Origin of the sequence: Blautia sp. 210820-DFI.6.14, assembly GCF_020558815.1 — a bacterium.
GTDB lineage: Bacteria > Bacillota > Clostridia > Lachnospirales > Lachnospiraceae > Blautia_A > Blautia_A obeum.
Genome location: NZ_JAJCKS010000016.1, coordinates 1 through 15,468, shown reverse-complemented (window position 1 = coordinate 15,468; position 15,468 = coordinate 1). Strand labels below are relative to the sequence as shown.

Below are 15,468 nucleotides of genomic sequence, written 5' to 3'. Positions count from 1 at the left end.
ATTTATCCTCCTCCGCTTACGCTCTGCGTTTCCGTTTTAAAACAAGGCGAATTCCAAAGACTTCTTCAAAGAACTTCACTTTATCACGAAGCAAACCAAGCTCCAGTGAAATATCACGGCTGGAATCTATGATCATCTGCAGTTCTCTGTCCTTCAGTACCACTCTCAACGATTCCACCTTCTGATAATGGCTGCGGTCCATGGCATTTGCAAGACGAAGGATCGCAGTCAGTTTCGCAACCAAAAGGTATCTTTCCCGGTCAATTTCCGGCCCGTCATCATAATTTCCATAATAGACAAACTCTGTCGTGTTGTATCTTACCGCACTGGCAATGACTTTACGTTCTTCCGTTGAAAGTCCAATGATCTCGGTTGCCATAATGATCCGATACGAACATTCAGCAACATCTGCCATACTGATGTATTTTCCACAGTCATGAAGCTGTACCGCAATCTGCAGAAGCAGCCGTTCTCTTGCGCCCATACCATGAACTTTTTTCATACTGTCAAAAATTGTAAGCGCAATATCTGTCGTTCCTTTAATATGGTCTTTACCAGTAGAATATCTTTTTGCAATATTTTTGGATGCTACCAGAATGTCATTTTCAAAATTATGCACACTCTTGATAAATTTCTTCTTTTCACCGTAATCATATGCAATTCCATCCAGAAGGGATACACCTGGAACCCACACAGACTCTGCCTGAAAGATTTCCAGAAAATTCTTGCAGATGACCATCGTCGGAATTACCAATGATGCATATTCCGGATCAATATCCATCTCCTGGGCAAGTGCCTGTTCTGTCTTGTAGATTGTCTTTTCGTAGCGTTTGGTAAATTCATCGCTGGTTATGATATGATCTCCCAGCTCTTCACGAAAAATAGTATCTGTCAGGAAATCCCCCATCAGGATCACATTTTTGATATCACGGTCTTTCAGATACAGTCTCTGAAATGCAGTCAGATCATTTCGGATAAATTCCTTGATCAACTGGTCATAATGCGTTGTTGTTTTTTCCAGTTCCTTCAGTCTTTCACGAATACGCATGCTTCCCATCTTAAAGCTCTGCGTTGTTACCAGCGCATCTTTATCAAACAGTGAAACCTGCAGATTACCACCGCCAACATCCAGAATTGCTGTTCCTTTCTGAATGATCTTCTTGAAGCCGGATTCAATAGCAGCTATGGATTTATACCCCAGAAAATGCTGTTCCGCATTACTCAGAATCTCAATCCGGATACCGGTCCGCTGATAGATCTGCTCCTGAACGATCACCGGATTTACGATTTCACGAAAAGCACTTGTGGCACACGCACGATACTCGGATACTCCAAATTCCTGCATCATGTTGCTGAAATCTTTCAGAATGACACATATGTCATCTACCATCTCCGGCTCCAGCCGTCCTCTTGAATATGCACCTTTTCCAATTTCCAAGCGATATCTTACATCATTCAGCTCTCGAAATCCGATTTTCTTTGAAAATTCAAAGATTTTCATGCTGATCTCATATGAGCCAATATCAATCGCAGCAAAAGTTGTTACTGCCATACCCCCAGCTCCTTCCCGTTTGTATTATGCGTTGTTATTACGCTTCCTGTGTTTCTTCCTTTCCAAGAAGATGATCAATAAACTGCTGTGCAGTACGTCCTGTAAGCCCACCATGAGAAATTTCCCATTTGCCAGCCTCCAGAAGAAGCTCATCCTCCGGCATTGTAATTCCGTTACGCTGTGCCAGCGTCTTAACGATAGTATGGAATTCTTTTCTGTCTGGTGCGCCGAAATAGATACGTACTCCGAAACGATATACAAGAGAAAGTTTCTCCTGTACGGTATCAGAGGAATGAATATCATCATCTGCTCCGACTTCCAGTTTATCTCCGGCTCTTTCTCTTACCAGATGGCGACGGTTGCTTGTTGCATAGATCAGGATATTTTCCGGTTTACGTTCCAGTCCGCCTTCGATAACAGCCTTCAGATATTTATATTCTATTTCGAACTCTTCAAAAGAAAGATCGTCCATATAAATGATAAATTTATAATTACGGTCTTTGATCTGTGCGATGATCTGGTTCAGATCTACAAACTGATGTTTATACACTTCTATGATTCGCAGGCCTTCATCATAATATTTATTCAAAATCCCCTTAATACTGGAAGATTTACCGGTTCCCGCATCTCCAAAGAGCAGACAGTTGTTCGCCTTTCTGCCTCTGACAAAGGCTTCTGTATTCTCAACCAGTTTCTGTTTTGGAATCTCATATCCAACCAGATCCTCCAGCTGTACATGTGCAATTCTCGTTACCGGTACGATCACTGCTCTGCCGTTCTGGTCATGATCAATACGGAAAGCCTTGTGAAGTCCGAGCTTACCTACACCAAAATCCTTGTAAAACTGTACCATGTCCGCCATAAATTCATTGGTGTCTTTGGCTACTGCCAGCGTCTTACTCATATCACAGATTCTGTCACGGATACGTTTGTTGAACATTTTTCCCGTATCCTGCGGTGCCTCATAATTACAGAGAATGCTGCAGCAGGAAGTATGGAATAATTTATCCAGTACTGTCAGGTCAAAATCATACAGTTCTTTAAAAATTGCGAAATCATGAAGTGCCAGCTGATTGATGCTTCCCTCGATCGCACCGCGGATCTCGCTTGCCATACTGAATGCATTCTCATGATTTACAAGAAGCAGTGTCAGATAGTCATGCCACAGGTTTCCTGTAAATCCATAAGATCCTGCAATTTCGATCAATCCATTTACACATTCATAAAACTCTTCTTCCATTTCGCTTGCATTGACTGCTGATCTCTCACTTGCATCCATCAGTGCAGTCATTTTATCTAAAATATCTCCGTGCTCAAAACCTCTGTAAAGCACACATTCTTTTACTCTCGTCATCTTACTGTTCCTCCTGCTGTCCATAATTGCCAAGCACTCTCATCCGATTGGCTTCCGCTTCTAATCCTCGCAGGGCATTTTTAACTGCCGGTTCTTCCAGATTTCCTTCAAAATCCACAAAAAATCTGTATTCCCACTTTTTACCTGTGATTGGGCGAGATTCAATTTTTGTCATACTCAGTCCATTGTAAATAAAATGAGAAAGCATATTATACAAAGTTCCGCTTTCGTGTGGAAGTTCGAAACAAACACTTACCTTAGCCGCACTTTTCTCATAGACCGGATGCGCACTGACAATGATAAATCTGGTCACGTTCTGGTCATTGTAGCAGATATTCTCTGCCATTACAGAAAGTCCGTAAAGCTCTCCTGCCGCCCGGCTCGCAATTGCTGCCTGTGACCGATTCATCTCTTCATGAACTTTTTTGGCAGCTCCCGCGGTGTTCTCCGTCTTTACGATTTTCCAGTCCGGATGGCTTTCCAGATATTTTTTACACTGTGCCAACGCCTGTGGGTGAGAATAGACTGTTTTAATCTCATCCAGAGAAGTCTCCGGAATTCCAAGCAGAACATGCTCCACTTTCACGCCCTGTTCCCCGACGATATACAACTGATATTCCGTCAGAAGATCGTAAATATCCGTCACAATACCCTCTGTAGAGTTTTCGATCGGCAGTACTGCATAATCTGCTTTTCCCGATGCAACTTCTTCCATAGCATCTCGGAATGTTTTTACATGGTAACTATTGACCGCATCAGAAAAATACGCACGCATGGCAGCATAACTGTAAGCACCTTCTACTCCCTGAAAAACAACATTCACCCCTGTCATAGGAAGTGCATCTACCATCTTATAATCTTTTGTATCGTTTTCAACTCCATTTTTGGTCAGTAACTGATACTGTCTCTTTCTGCTGATCGCCATGATCTGCTGAAAAAGCTCCTGTGCCCCAAGTTCATTGAATTCCCCATGAGCAGATTCTTTCAGGACTTCTATTTTGTCCTGCTCGCGTTTTGGATCCAGAACCTTTTTTCCTGTATGTATCTTGTATTCTGCAACATCTTCGCAGACTTTCATTCTTTTTTCAAAAAGTCGCAAGATTTCTTTGTCTATCACATCAATTTCCTTACGACATTCCAGTAAATCTGTCATGAATTCTTTTCCTCCTGAGTTTTGACAATTGTTGTAATTTCCCCGATAAAAGACAGGGACCCAAAAGAAAGGATGACATCCTCCCGTCCTGCCATTGCAAATATTTTATCTACCGCATCCGGAATGCTGTCCGCGGCCTGCACGTGCGGATTACATTTTTTTACTTCTTCCGCAAGTTCCTGCGCCGGCAGGGCACGTGGATTATCCGGTGTCTCAATCGTAATGATCTGCTCTGCATAGGGGCAGAGTTTCCGAATAATATAAGGATAATCCTTATCACGAAAAACTCCCATGATAAAGAACAGTTTGCGTCCTTTAAAATACTTCCGCACAGAATCCTCCAACATATCTGCCGCAGCCGGATTATGTGCTCCGTCCACAATAAACAAAGGCTCTCTGTGAATGATTGTCAGACGTCCATTCCATTTCGTATCCTTCAGACCTTTTTTTCGCTGTTCAACTGTTGTCGGATATCCGACTCGTCCCAACACCTCAAGTGCCTCCAGTGCAAGTGCTGCATTCTCCGTCTGATAAGATCCTGCCAGTGCCAACTCATAGTTTTCTCCCCGGTACTCCAGCGTCTGTCCCGCAAAATCTTCTTTCACTGCTTTTGCTTCATGCAGGTCTGCCTCTGTCAGATCTGCACCGTTTTCACGGCACACTCGCTCTATTACAGCCATAGTCTCCGGCTGTTGGCCGACCGTTACAACACTGCATCCAGGTTTGATGATTCCTGCCTTCTTTTCTGCAATTTCAGAAAGCGTGTTTCCAAGAAATGCCTGATGATCCATACTGATCGGAACGAGCACTGCAAGAACTGTATTTCGAATGATGTTTGTTGCATCCAGATTTCCACCCATTCCAACTTCCAGAATTACCAGATCACATTTTTCTTCGGCAAAAAATAAAAAAGCCACCGCCGTTTCTATTTCAAATGGGGTGGGATGTGCAAGACCTTCTGTAGTCATTTCTTTAATTGCTGCAGCAACCCTGGTCACATATCCCGCAAATTGTTCTCTGCTCACCGCACTGCCGGCCACTTCCATCTTCTCACGATAAGAATATACGGATGGGGAAATATATCTTCCGACACGATATCCAGCTTCCGAAAGTGTAGTATACAGATAAGCAATTACGGATCCCTTGCCATTGGTTCCTGCTACGTGAACATATTTTAACTGATCCTGGGGATTTCCCAGTCGTTTCATCAGCTCTTTTATATTTGTAAGATCCAGAGCACCGCCCGCATAACGGTCCGCGTCTTTTACATATGCTCTGCTTTGTTGATAGTCCATTTGCTATGTCTCCTGTGTTTCATAAATAATTGTGTATTTATACAAATATAGCATTTACGTATGTTTTTTTCAAGACTGGGAGATACTTATTTACGTATTCTTAACACGTTTTTATCAGGAATCAGGAGTAGCTGCCATGAATCAGAATATCTCAAATTTTTTACTGTGCGGTTCTGCCGGATGGTGCATGGAGATTTTCTGGACCGGTCTTCATTCACTTTTTACCGGTCAGAAGACTCTTACAGGAAAGACTTCTCTTTTGATGTTTCCCATCTACGGCTGTGCCGCTGTTATTGCTCCACTGTCCGTAAAATTATCTTCCTTCCCATTCTTTTACCGTGGAATCCTGTATACTGCCGGATTCTATCTTGTGGAATTCATCAGTGGAAGCTTCCTGAAGCAGTTCGGAATGTGTCCCTGGGATTACAGCGGTGTACCATTGCAATGTCATGGTGTCATCCGTCTGGACTATGCGCCACTGTGGTTTACTGCCGGACTGATTTTCGAAAAAATTCTGACCGTCCATCGCTGATATTTTATTATGAATATGGCAAAATCATCTTGAAAAATCAATTCTACTAGTATATGATTGTGCAAGAGAGAATTTTCGTAACTATTCACAGTACTACGAATTTTCCGTACCACAAGTCAATAAGGGAGGTTTCACATGAGACATTTAATGAGCCCGCTGGATCTTTCTAAAGAAGAGCTTGATGATCTTCTTACTCTGGCCAGCGACATTGAAAAAAATCCAAAAAAATACGCGCATGTCTGCGATGATAAGCGACTTGCCACCTGTTTTTACGAACCAAGTACACGTACACGTTTAAGTTTTGAAGCAGCCATGATGAATCTTGGCGGCAAGGTTTTAGGTTTCTCTTCAGCCGGTTCCAGTTCCGCTGCCAAAGGCGAAAGTGTTGCCGATACAATTCGTGTTGTTTCCTGTTATGCTGATATCTGTGCTATGCGTCATCCAAAAGAAGGTGCTCCGCTCGTAGCTTCTATGGCTTCTTCTATTCCTGTTATCAACGCCGGTGACGGTGGTCATCAGCATCCTACTCAGACCCTCACTGATCTTCTTACTATTCGTTCCCTTAAAGGAAGACTTGACAATCTTACGATCGGTCTGTGCGGCGATCTGAAATTCGGACGTACCGTTCATTCTCTGATTGAAGCTCTGGTACTCCGTTATTCCAATGTAAAATTTGTTCTGATCTCACCGGAAGAGCTTCGTGTACCAAGCTACATCCGCGAAGATATCCTTGAGAAAAACAATGTAGAATTTGAAGAAGTAGAACGTCTGGAGGATGCTCTTCCAAAACTTGACATCCTCTACATGACTCGTGTACAGAAAGAACGTTTCTTCAACGAAGAAGACTATGTCCGTATGAAAGATTTCTACATACTTGACAAACAGAAAATGGAACTTGCTCCAAAGGACATGTATATTCTTCATCCGCTTCCTCGTGTAAACGAAATTGCTGTTGAAGTTGACGATGATCCTCGTGCAGCATATTTTAAACAGGCTCAGTACGGTGTATATGTCCGTATGGCACTGATTCTCAGACTACTGGAGGTAGAAGTATAATGTTAAATGTTGGAGCACTTCACGAAGGTTTCGTACTCGACCACATCAAAGCAGGCAAAGCCATGACCATCTATCATGACCTGAAGCTTGATAAGCTGGACTGCACCGTTGCGATTATCAAAAATGCCAAAAGTAATAAAATGGGCGTTAAAGATATCATCAAAGTAGAATGCCCTATTGAAAACCTCGATCTGGATATCCTTGGTTTTATCGATCACAACATCACAGTCAACATTATCAAAGATGAAAAAATTGTTGAAAAAAGGATTCTGAAACTTCCAAAACAGATCACAAACGTTATCAAATGCAAAAACCCTCGTTGCATTACTTCCATTGAGCAGGGGCTCGATCAGGTATTTATCCTTGCTGACCCGGAAAAAGAAGTTTACAGATGTAAATACTGTGAAGAGAAATACAGAGGAAAACGTAATAAATAAATTACATAAAAAAAGAAACGTCCGCAAAGACGTTTCTTTTTTTATGCAAGCAGACCGATAAGCCGGGTTATGTCGTTGAGTGATCATCTGTCTAGGCCAGCCGTTGCCAGCTGGCTCAAGCGACCCACCTGAAAGCACGACGGGCAGCCGTATTGCTTTCGTTTCGGTCTTGCTTCGAATGGAGTTTACATGTGCCCGTTCTGTTACCACAACGGCGGTAGTCTCTTACACTGCCTTTCCACCCTTACCTTCCATAAAGAAGGCGGTTTATTTCTGTTGCACTGGTCTGGGAGTCACCTCCACCGGACGTTATCCGGCATCCTGCCCTTTGAAGCCCGGACTTTCCTCGTCTGCACCCTTTCGTCTGTACAGCCGCGATCACCTGACCTGCTTGCACGAGTGTTATTCTAACACGAATATATTTTTAAGTAAAGAAAAAAATCATCAAGATTTCTATACATCAAAACAACTTCCGCCGACGAATTCCCTTAACAGTGAATTATGTGGAATATCCTCACTTGGAACAGAAATGAAATAATCCAGAAATTTCAAAAGGCGTTTTGCCTCCAGATACTCCGGTTCGCTCTTATCAATGCCAAATAACAGTGGCTCTGCATATACTTTAAGGCATGCCAGCTCATACACAAGTGCTGAATTAAACATGACATCTGCCTGCTCCTGATATGGAAAGATGTTCGCTCCTTCTCCACGACGTACAGACGGCCATCTGGCAATCGTATCTTTTGCCGAAGTTCCTCTGGTTCTTGCATCACGTACAATCCGTCGGAGCAGCCTGCCGTCCGTAGTCGGAATGCGGTTATGTTCATCAATATTCAGCTGAGTCAGTGCGCTGATATAGATCTTGAATTTACTTTCTGCCGGAAGTGCATAGCTCAGTTTATCATTCAGACCATGAATTCCCTCTATAACCAACACATCCTCCGGACCAAGCTGGAGAAAATCGCCTTTATACTCTCTGTGTCCTGTCTTAAAATTAAACACTGGCAATTCAATACGTTCTCCACGCAAAAGAGCAAGCATATCTTTGTTGAACTGCTCTACATCAATTGCTTCAAGACATTCATAATTTTTTTCTCCATATTCATCCAGCGGAGTCTCTTCTCTGTTCTTGAAATAATTATCAACTCCGATCGGATGCGGCTTCATTCCGTGCGCCAGAAGCTGAATAGACAAACGATGCGAAAAAGAAGTCTTTCCCGATGAAGACGGTCCCGCGATCATAATAAACTTCTTATTGCCTTCCAAGACAATTCTCTGTGCAATATCAGAAATCTTGGCTTCCTGAAGTGCCTCCTGAACCAGAAGAATATTGCTGATACCTTCTTTTGTAATGTGATCATTCAGATCTCCGACATAAGAGATATCCATCTTCTCTGCCCACTCCTGAGATTCTTTCTGCACCTGAAAGATTTTTCCTTCCGGGCGAAACGCTGAAATCACAGACGGATTTTTTCTTGTTGGAAGTTCCAGAACAAAACCTTCATCATAAAGTTTCAGATCAAAGTATTTTACATACCCTGCATGATCTGCCATATAACCATAAAAATAATCTTCATAGTAACCAATATTATAAATATTCACCTTGGATACCCGACGGAAACGAAACAGTTTTTCTTTGTCATACATTCTATGATGATGAAAAAGTGAAACTGCATCATCTGTATTTACAGAACGTTTTCCAATCGGTGTACACATATCTGCCAGTTCCTGCATCCGTGTTTTTACATTGTCAAGGAAATGCTGATCAAGAACTGCTTTGCCGGCCATGGTAAAATAATAGCCATTTCCGACGGAATAGTGGATCATGACTTTTTCTATATTTTCTTTTCCTGCCACATCATAGATTGCTCTCAGCAGTACCAGACAAACCGTTCTTTTATAGGTTTCGAATCCTATATGATCTTTTGTCGTTACAAATTCCAGTGTACAGTCACCTTTCAGTTTCTTCTGGAGTTCACGTAATTTTCCATCTGCCATTACCAGAATGACAGGCGCTTCTGCCACTTCTTCCTGATACTCATCCACGATTTCTCTGTATGTCGTACCAATTGCATATTCGTGCTCTTTCCCGTCAATCGTAACTTTAACCATTTCCTGATTCATAAAACAGCCCTCCTGTTACTATCCTGCTACAGTATCATATATGGACTTTTCATTTTCGCACATGTTATCTGAAGTGATGGATATTTTTCTTCCAGAATTTTACGCATTGCCTTCATAAAGATATATTCCGTACCATAATGTCCGGCATCTATGATCGGAAGTCCACTGGCAACAGCATCAATTCCCGTATGATGATCAATATCACCCGTCACATAGACATCCGCTCCTTTGGCAAGAACATCCGAAATCATGCTTTTGCCGCTTCCGGTGCAGATGGCAGCTTTTTCTACCATTGTATCCGGATCTCCGTAAATCCTGACATCATTCAGCGCCAGCGCCTCTTTTACAAATTCTCCGCATTCTTTCAGAGTCATCTTATACGGGAGGCAGCCAACCCGTCCAAATCCCTCTTCACCCTGCTCTGTATGAGCAGTTACCGAGAGGACTTCTCTGTCTGTAAGTTTCAGATAGTCTGCACTGAGTTCTGCCATACCAAGCACGTCGTAATTGGTATGCATCGCATAATACTGAATCCTGTTTCTGATCAGTTTCAGAATTCTGCGCCCTGTAAAAGAATGATTATTTATTTTTTTCTGTCCTTCAAAGATCATCGGATGATGCGTAATGATCATGTCTGCACCTGCAGAAATTGCTTCATCCAGCGTTTTCTCCGTAAGATCCAGTGCCAAAAGCACATGATGCACCTCCGCTTCATCATCACCGACCAGAAGGCCTACATTGTCCCAGTGTTCTGCCATGTCAGCCGGATAACGACCATCAAGCCAGTTTGTCAGTTCCTTTACCTTCATATCTCTGTAAAGCAGCCAAAATCAACCGCTTTTCCTCCTCTACTTCATCCAGGCGTTTCTTTGCGCCCTCTCCTGCTGCATTTTTCAATTGTCCGGAAATTTCTTCTCTGATTCGCAGTTCGCGTTGCAGATACTTATAAAGAACCGGATGCAGACGCTCCAACAGCAGTTTTCCAAACATTTCCTCTTCTCTCGTCCAGATTTCTCCTGGTGTTCTGCCCGAAACTGCTTTCATCATCGGATAATATTTCCCATCTTCCAGAATCATTTCTTCCTGAATAATACAGAATCCATGTTCCATAAGGAAATGACGAAAATGAGGAATATCCGACTGCGGTTGAAGAATCAGTTCCCGAAAGCCCGGCAATGCAGCCTTACCTTCTGTAAGGATTTTCTCCATCAAAGGGCCGCCCATCCCGGCAATAACCAATGTATCACCTTCTCCGGTGCGGACGCCCTGCAGTCCGTCACAGAGTCTCGCCTCTATGTATTTGCTCATCCCATACTCTGCAATATGTTCCTGTGCCCTGGCCAGCGGTCCTTTTCCTACATCGGTCGCGATCGCACCCGGAATCTTATGATTCAGCATAAGGTATACCGGCAGATATCCATGATCACATCCCACATCTACCAGCCGGTTTCCCTCCGTCACCATGTCTGCAATAGCTTTGAGGCGTCTGGACAGCTGTACATGATTCCCTGCCATTAATCCAGATAATCCTTCAGCTTGCGGCTGCGGCTCGGATGGCGGAGTTTACGAAGTGCCTTTGCTTCGATCTGACGAATACGCTCTCTCGTAACGTTGAATTCTTTACCAACTTCTTCCAGTGTACGTGCACGTCCGTCATCCAGGCCAAAACGAAGGCGAAGTACCTTCTGTTCTCTTTCTGTCAGTGTTCCCAGTACTTCGATCAGCTGTTCTTTCAGAAGCGTAAATGCAGCTGCATCTGCCGGAACCGGAACATTATCATCCTGAATAAAGTCACCAAGATGGCTATCTTCCTCTTCACCGATCGGAGTTTCCAGTGATACCGGTTCCTGTGAGATCTTAAGGATTTCACGAACACGATCTACCGGCATTTTCATTTCTTCTGCAATTTCTTCCGGAGTAGGTTCGCGTCCTAACTCCTGAAGCAGCTGACGGGAAACTCGAATCAGTTTGTTGATCGTTTCTACCATATGCACCGGAATACGAATGGTACGTGCCTGATCGGCAATCGCACGTGTAATTGCCTGACGAATCCACCAGGTAGCATACGTACTGAATTTGTATCCTTTACGATAATCAAATTTCTCCACTGCTTTGATCAGGCCAAGATTTCCTTCCTGAATGAGGTCAAGGAACAACATTCCCCTTCCGACATATCTCTTGGCAATGCTTACAACCAAACGAAGATTCGCCTCTGCAAGACGTTTCTTTGCCTCTTCATCACCCTGTTCCATACGTTTTGCCAGTTCAATTTCTTCATCTGCTGTCAGAAGACTTACTTTACCGATCTCTTTCAGGTACATACGAACCGGATCTTCAATGCTGACACCTTCCGGCACAGACAGATCGATCTTATCCAGTTCAATTTCTTCCTCATCATCCATTTTTTCGATGTCTGCATCGTCATCCAGAATCAGCTCTTCATCATTTCCTGAAATACGAAGCACATCAACTCCACTGGCTTCCAGAAAATCCAGAACCTTTTCCATCTGTTCAACTTCCAGAGACTGGTCTTTAAAGAAATCGCTGATTTCCTGATATTCCAGTACATTTTTCTTCTTTTTTGCAAGCTCCAGAAGCTCTACCAGTTTCTCGCTGAATTTGCCCATATTCATTTCCATAGGTGCTCATTCCCTCCATATAGTGTTTATATTTTAACCTTATTCAAAAGAAATATGCAGTTCCCGGCGTTTTCGCCCAAGTTCTTCCAATTCTTTTTTTGCTTTGACTATCTGCTGCAATCCTGCCATATCCGTAGGATCCCAGTTACGGTTCCGTTCCGCAAGGCTTTCGGATTTTATCCTGAGAAGTGTATCTGCAAACGCCTGATCCTGTTCCTGTTGATTTTCCAGATGGATCGTCGCATTAAAAAGTGATGCCACTTCCCGCTGTTCTTCACTGTCTGTAAAACTATTCAGAAGTTTCGCAGGATTAACCTGTCCCTCTTCCCTCTGCTGAAACAGCATCTGCGCCACTTCTCTGTATAATGGGACCACAAAGTCCTCCGGTGTCAGATACTGTGCAACTTTATCAAAAACATTCGGATACGTTACCAGCCAGGTCAGCATCAGTTTCTGTGCCTGCTCTGAAGCGGTCTCTTTTTTCTTTTTATTCTGACTGCCACTCTTTGGCTGTATCCGATTTTCGGCCGGTGTTCCTTTAAGCGCCAGCGTATTCACCCGCTTACGCAGATCTTCTGTGCTGACACCGTATTGTCCCCGATACTTCTTGACAATCGCTTCTATATAAAGATTCCTTTCCAGTTCATCTTTCAGTTCCAGAAGCATTTCTGCACATCGCTCGAAGAAACGATTCTGCCCCTGTGGTTCCTCCATCGGAAACTCGCTTTCTGCAATACTCACACGAAACATAAAGCTGTCGGATGCCTGGTTCAGCCGTTCTTCAAATGCCTCTGCTCCCATGTTTTTGATAAACTCATCCGGGTCTTTGTAGGGTTTCAGATCAACAACTCTTGAATTCACTCCCGCTTCCCGAAGAATCGGAATTCCACGAAGTGCCGCCCGAATGCCAGCCTCATCGCTGTCATACAGAAGCAATACTTCCTGTGTATACCGCTTCAAAAGACTGGCATGGCCTGATGTCAGTGCAGTTCCAAGCGATGCCACCGCATTGGTAAATCCCGCCTGATGCATGGAGATCACATCCATGTATCCCTCACACAGGATCAGATATTTCTTTCTTGTTGTTCTGGCGATATTTAATCCATATAAATTCCGGCTTTTGTCAAAAATCTTCGTCTCCGGTGAGTTCAGATATTTGGGCTTTCCGTCTCCCATAACACGGCCGCCAAAACCGATCACACGATTATTGACATCCATGATCGGAAAAATAACCCTGTTCCAGAACTTATCATACATTCCATGCCGTTCATCCACGTTGAACAGTCCCGATTCACGGAGTCTCTCATCGCTGTATCCTTTGGATTTGAGATATTTATACAGGCCGCTGCCAAACTTGTCCGAATAACCAAGCCCAAACTTCCGCATCGTCTCTTCACTCAGTTGACGCCCTGCGAGGTATTCATGTCCCTGCCTGCCGCCTTCTGTACGGAGCTGATAATAATAATACTGCGCCGCCTGCTTATTGATTTCCAGAAGTTCTGCCTTCTGCTCTGCTTTTTCTCTCACTTCTCTGGAATATTCAATCTTTGGAAGTTCTACTCCCGCTCTGTCCGCAAGATGCTTTAACGCTTCTCCGAACGAATAATTTTCATATTCCATAATAAAATTAAATACATTTCCTCCTGCACCACAGCCAAAGCAATAATACATCTGCTTGCCGGGTGTTACAGAAAAAGAAGGAGTTTTCTCATTATGAAAAGGGCACAGTCCAAAATAGGAACTTCCCTTTCTTGTCAGTTTCACGTATTGCGATACTACATCTACAATATCATTTTTCTGTCGGACTTCCTCAATGATATCGTCCGAATAACGCATACCCATCCTCCTCTGTCATTACTGTTCACTCCGTTCACAGTAATCCTCTATCATTTTATCAGTAAACTTCCCATGCTTTTGGTATATAGATCTTTCGAAACTTTGCCATGGAATACTGGTCTGTCATACCGGCCAGATAATCGCAGACCACTTGTGTCTTCGATTCTCCTTTTTTCATCAGCTGCCGGTATTCTGCTGACATCTCATCTGGATTTTCTATATAATATGTATAAAGCTTTTTCAGCATTTTGATTGCTTTTTTTTCTTCTTTTTTTGCCTCCGGATGATCATAGACATTTTGAAACATGATCTTCCTGAGATCCATCATTGCCTCATAAATCTCCGAAGACATTTCAATATGATTCTTCTCCATGCTGCTCTCTATGATATCATGTACAAATGTATTCAAACGTTCTCTCGTTGTATACCCCAGCAGCATTCGAAGTGTCACCGGTATATCGTCTTCTGTAATAATGCCGGCTCTTTGCGCATCATCCATATCATGATGGATATAAGCAAGCTTATCCGCCAGGCGGACCACCTGTCCTTCCATCGTAGACGGATTTCCACTGATCCGGTGATTCAGGATCCCATCCCTTACTTCCCATGTAAGATTCAGTCCTTCACCATTCTTCTCCAGCACCTGCACTACACGGATGCTTTGTCGATAATGTGCAAAACCTCCCGGATGGATCTCATCCAGTGCCTTCTCCCCGGCATGTCCGAACGGAGTATGCCCCAGGTCATGCCCCAGTGCGATTGCTTCCACCAGATCTTCATTCAGGCGCAATGCCTTCGCAATCGTCCTTGCAATCTGAGATACCTCAAGCGTATGTGTAAGACGGTTTCTGTAATGGTCTCCCTGTGGTGCAAGAAAAACCTGTGTCTTGTCCTTCATTCTCCGAAATGCCTTACAGTGCAAAATTCTGTCCCGGTCTCTCTGATAGACTGTGCGGACATCACATTCTTCCTCCTGCCGTTCTCTGCCTCTGGAATGACCACTGTGTGCCGCATAAGGACTTAAAAGTTCCAGTTCTCTCTGTTCCATACTTTCTCTGATATTCATAGGCACGCCCTCCACAGAATGACAAAATACCTCTTATTAATTATATTCTGTGTCAAGCAGCAAATTCCTCTTTTTTTCAAAAAAAACATGCAGATAAATTTTTTCGACATTCGCAAACACAATTCGAGATGTGCACATAAAACAAAAAGCCCTGTACGGGCAAAAAGAAAAGCCCTTGAATCATCAAGGGCTCTGCATGCGGAAGATGGGACTTGAACCCACACGAGCGCAATGCTCACAAGATCCTTAGTCTTGCTCGTCTGCCAGTTCCGACACTTCCGCATATCGCATTTCGTGGAAATCGACTTCCTCGCGATAACAGATATTATACCCAAAGACTTGACATCTGTCAATACCTTTTTTTGTATTATGCGGAAGATGGGACTTGAACCCACACGAGCGCAATGCTCACAAGATCCTTAGT

At 43.4% G+C, this 15,468-nt stretch carries 13 protein-coding genes, 1 tRNA gene and 1 other RNA gene; 3 read left to right on the top strand and 12 right to left on the bottom strand.

Features of this window, described 5'->3' with window-relative positions; translation table 11 throughout:
* Window positions 1-16 precede the first annotated feature (16 nt).
* The 4 genes from LI112_RS11735 to LI112_RS11720 are packed head-to-tail and all read right to left on the bottom strand — an operon-like array spanning window position 17 to window position 5,354.
* Window positions 17-1,552, bottom strand: a complete 1,536-nt coding sequence (locus tag LI112_RS11735) for an HD domain-containing protein (RefSeq protein ID WP_022388952.1) — start codon at window positions 1,550-1,552, stop codon at window positions 17-19.
* A gap of 37 nt (window positions 1,553-1,589) precedes the next feature.
* Window positions 1,590-2,906 (bottom strand): ATP-binding protein, encoded by a 1,317-nt coding sequence (locus LI112_RS11730; RefSeq protein WP_005425108.1) that lies wholly within the window; start codon window positions 2,904-2,906, stop codon window positions 1,590-1,592.
* Window position 2,907: 1 nt separating this feature from the next.
* Complete coding sequence (pheA, locus tag LI112_RS11725; protein WP_022388954.1) at window positions 2,908-4,059, bottom strand: prephenate dehydratase; 1,152 nt, start codon at window positions 4,057-4,059, stop codon at window positions 2,908-2,910.
* Window positions 4,056-5,354: a folylpolyglutamate synthase/dihydrofolate synthase family protein gene (locus tag LI112_RS11720; protein WP_055055614.1), complete on the bottom strand. Its 1,299-nt coding sequence runs from the start codon at window positions 5,352-5,354 to the stop codon at window positions 4,056-4,058. The genes pheA and LI112_RS11720 overlap by 4 nt, the downstream gene beginning before the upstream one ends.
* 136 nt (window positions 5,355-5,490) lie before the next feature.
* On the opposite strand from LI112_RS11720, the gene LI112_RS11715 reads away from it, so the two are divergent.
* The 3 genes from LI112_RS11715 to LI112_RS11705 all read left to right on the top strand — a co-directional run bounded on the left by LI112_RS11715 (window position 5,491) and on the right by LI112_RS11705 (window position 7,379).
* The gene (locus LI112_RS11715; protein WP_005425118.1) at window positions 5,491-5,886 is read left to right on the top strand and encodes a hypothetical protein; all 396 of its coding nucleotides are present in this window, start codon (window positions 5,491-5,493) and stop codon (window positions 5,884-5,886) included.
* 135 nt (window positions 5,887-6,021) lie between these two features.
* Window positions 6,022-6,942, top strand: a complete 921-nt coding sequence (gene pyrB, locus LI112_RS11710; protein WP_022388956.1) for an aspartate carbamoyltransferase — start codon at window positions 6,022-6,024, stop codon at window positions 6,940-6,942.
* On the top strand, window positions 6,942-7,379 hold the full coding sequence (locus LI112_RS11705; protein ID WP_005425617.1) for an aspartate carbamoyltransferase regulatory subunit: 438 nt from the start codon (window positions 6,942-6,944) through the stop codon (window positions 7,377-7,379). Before pyrB ends, LI112_RS11705 begins: the two co-directional genes overlap by 1 nt.
* 42 nt (window positions 7,380-7,421) lie before the next feature.
* Here the strand turns inward: LI112_RS11705 and rnpB are convergent.
* The 8 genes from rnpB to LI112_RS11665 form a co-directional block, all read right to left on the bottom strand.
* An RNA gene (gene rnpB / locus LI112_RS11700) (RNase P RNA component class A) lies at window positions 7,422-7,773 on the bottom strand.
* A 59-nt stretch (window positions 7,774-7,832) separates the two neighbouring features.
* Window positions 7,833-9,503, bottom strand: coding sequence for a nucleoside kinase (locus tag LI112_RS11695; RefSeq protein ID WP_138344141.1), 1,671 nt, complete (start codon window positions 9,501-9,503; stop codon window positions 7,833-7,835).
* Window positions 9,504-9,529: 26 nt separating this feature from the next.
* On the bottom strand, window positions 9,530-10,312 hold the full coding sequence (locus LI112_RS11690) for a Nif3-like dinuclear metal center hexameric protein (RefSeq protein ID WP_118051052.1): 783 nt from the start codon (window positions 10,310-10,312) through the stop codon (window positions 9,530-9,532).
* Window positions 10,281-11,018, bottom strand: a complete 738-nt coding sequence (locus LI112_RS11685) for a class I SAM-dependent methyltransferase (RefSeq protein WP_005425623.1) — start codon at window positions 11,016-11,018, stop codon at window positions 10,281-10,283. Before LI112_RS11685 ends, LI112_RS11690 begins: the two co-directional genes overlap by 32 nt.
* Entirely contained in the window at window positions 11,018-12,142 is a 1,125-nt protein-coding gene (gene rpoD, locus LI112_RS11680) for an RNA polymerase sigma factor RpoD (protein ID WP_022388323.1), read from the bottom strand. The genes LI112_RS11685 and rpoD overlap by 1 nt, the downstream gene beginning before the upstream one ends.
* Before the next feature lie 39 nt (window positions 12,143-12,181).
* Window positions 12,182-13,978 carry a DNA primase gene (gene dnaG, locus LI112_RS11675; RefSeq protein WP_022388324.1) on the bottom strand — a complete coding sequence of 599 codons (1,797 nt, stop codon included), beginning with the start codon at window positions 13,976-13,978 and terminating at the stop codon, window positions 12,182-12,184.
* A gap of 58 nt (window positions 13,979-14,036) precedes the next feature.
* Window positions 14,037-15,044, bottom strand: a complete 1,008-nt coding sequence (locus LI112_RS11670; protein ID WP_055055619.1) for a deoxyguanosinetriphosphate triphosphohydrolase — start codon at window positions 15,042-15,044, stop codon at window positions 14,037-14,039.
* A gap of 197 nt (window positions 15,045-15,241) precedes the next feature.
* Window positions 15,242-15,326 (bottom strand) — tRNA-Leu (locus tag LI112_RS11665).
* Window positions 15,327-15,468: the final 142 nt, after the last annotated feature.

Bases quoted from the DNA above. Each gene is read 5' to 3' on its own strand.
- dnaG (WP_022388324.1), bottom strand. From the start codon at position 13,978: ATGCGTTATTCGGACGATATCATTGAGGAAGTCCGACAGAAAAATGAT.
- LI112_RS11685 (WP_005425623.1), bottom strand. From the start codon at position 11,018: ATGGCAGGGAATCATGTACAGCTGTCCAGACGCCTCAAAGCTATTGCA.
- LI112_RS11705 (WP_005425617.1), top strand. From the start codon at position 6,942: ATGTTAAATGTTGGAGCACTTCACGAAGGTTTCGTACTCGACCACATC.
- rpoD (WP_022388323.1), bottom strand. From the start codon at position 12,142: ATGGAAATGAATATGGGCAAATTCAGCGAGAAACTGGTAGAGCTTCTG.
- LI112_RS11695 (WP_138344141.1), bottom strand. From the start codon at position 9,503: ATGAATCAGGAAATGGTTAAAGTTACGATTGACGGGAAAGAGCACGAA.
- LI112_RS11670 (WP_055055619.1), bottom strand. From the start codon at position 15,044: ATGAATATCAGAGAAAGTATGGAACAGAGAGAACTGGAACTTTTAAGT.
- LI112_RS11735 (WP_022388952.1), bottom strand. From the start codon at position 1,552: ATGGCAGTAACAACTTTTGCTGCGATTGATATTGGCTCATATGAGATC.
- pheA (WP_022388954.1), bottom strand. From the start codon at position 4,059: ATGACAGATTTACTGGAATGTCGTAAGGAAATTGATGTGATAGACAAA.
- LI112_RS11715 (WP_005425118.1), top strand. From the start codon at position 5,491: ATGAATCAGAATATCTCAAATTTTTTACTGTGCGGTTCTGCCGGATGG.
- LI112_RS11690 (WP_118051052.1), bottom strand. From the start codon at position 10,312: ATGAAGGTAAAGGAACTGACAAACTGGCTTGATGGTCGTTATCCGGCT.
- LI112_RS11730 (WP_005425108.1), bottom strand. From the start codon at position 2,906: ATGACGAGAGTAAAAGAATGTGTGCTTTACAGAGGTTTTGAGCACGGA.
- pyrB (WP_022388956.1), top strand. From the start codon at position 6,022: ATGAGACATTTAATGAGCCCGCTGGATCTTTCTAAAGAAGAGCTTGAT.
- LI112_RS11720 (WP_055055614.1), bottom strand. From the start codon at position 5,354: ATGGACTATCAACAAAGCAGAGCATATGTAAAAGACGCGGACCGTTAT.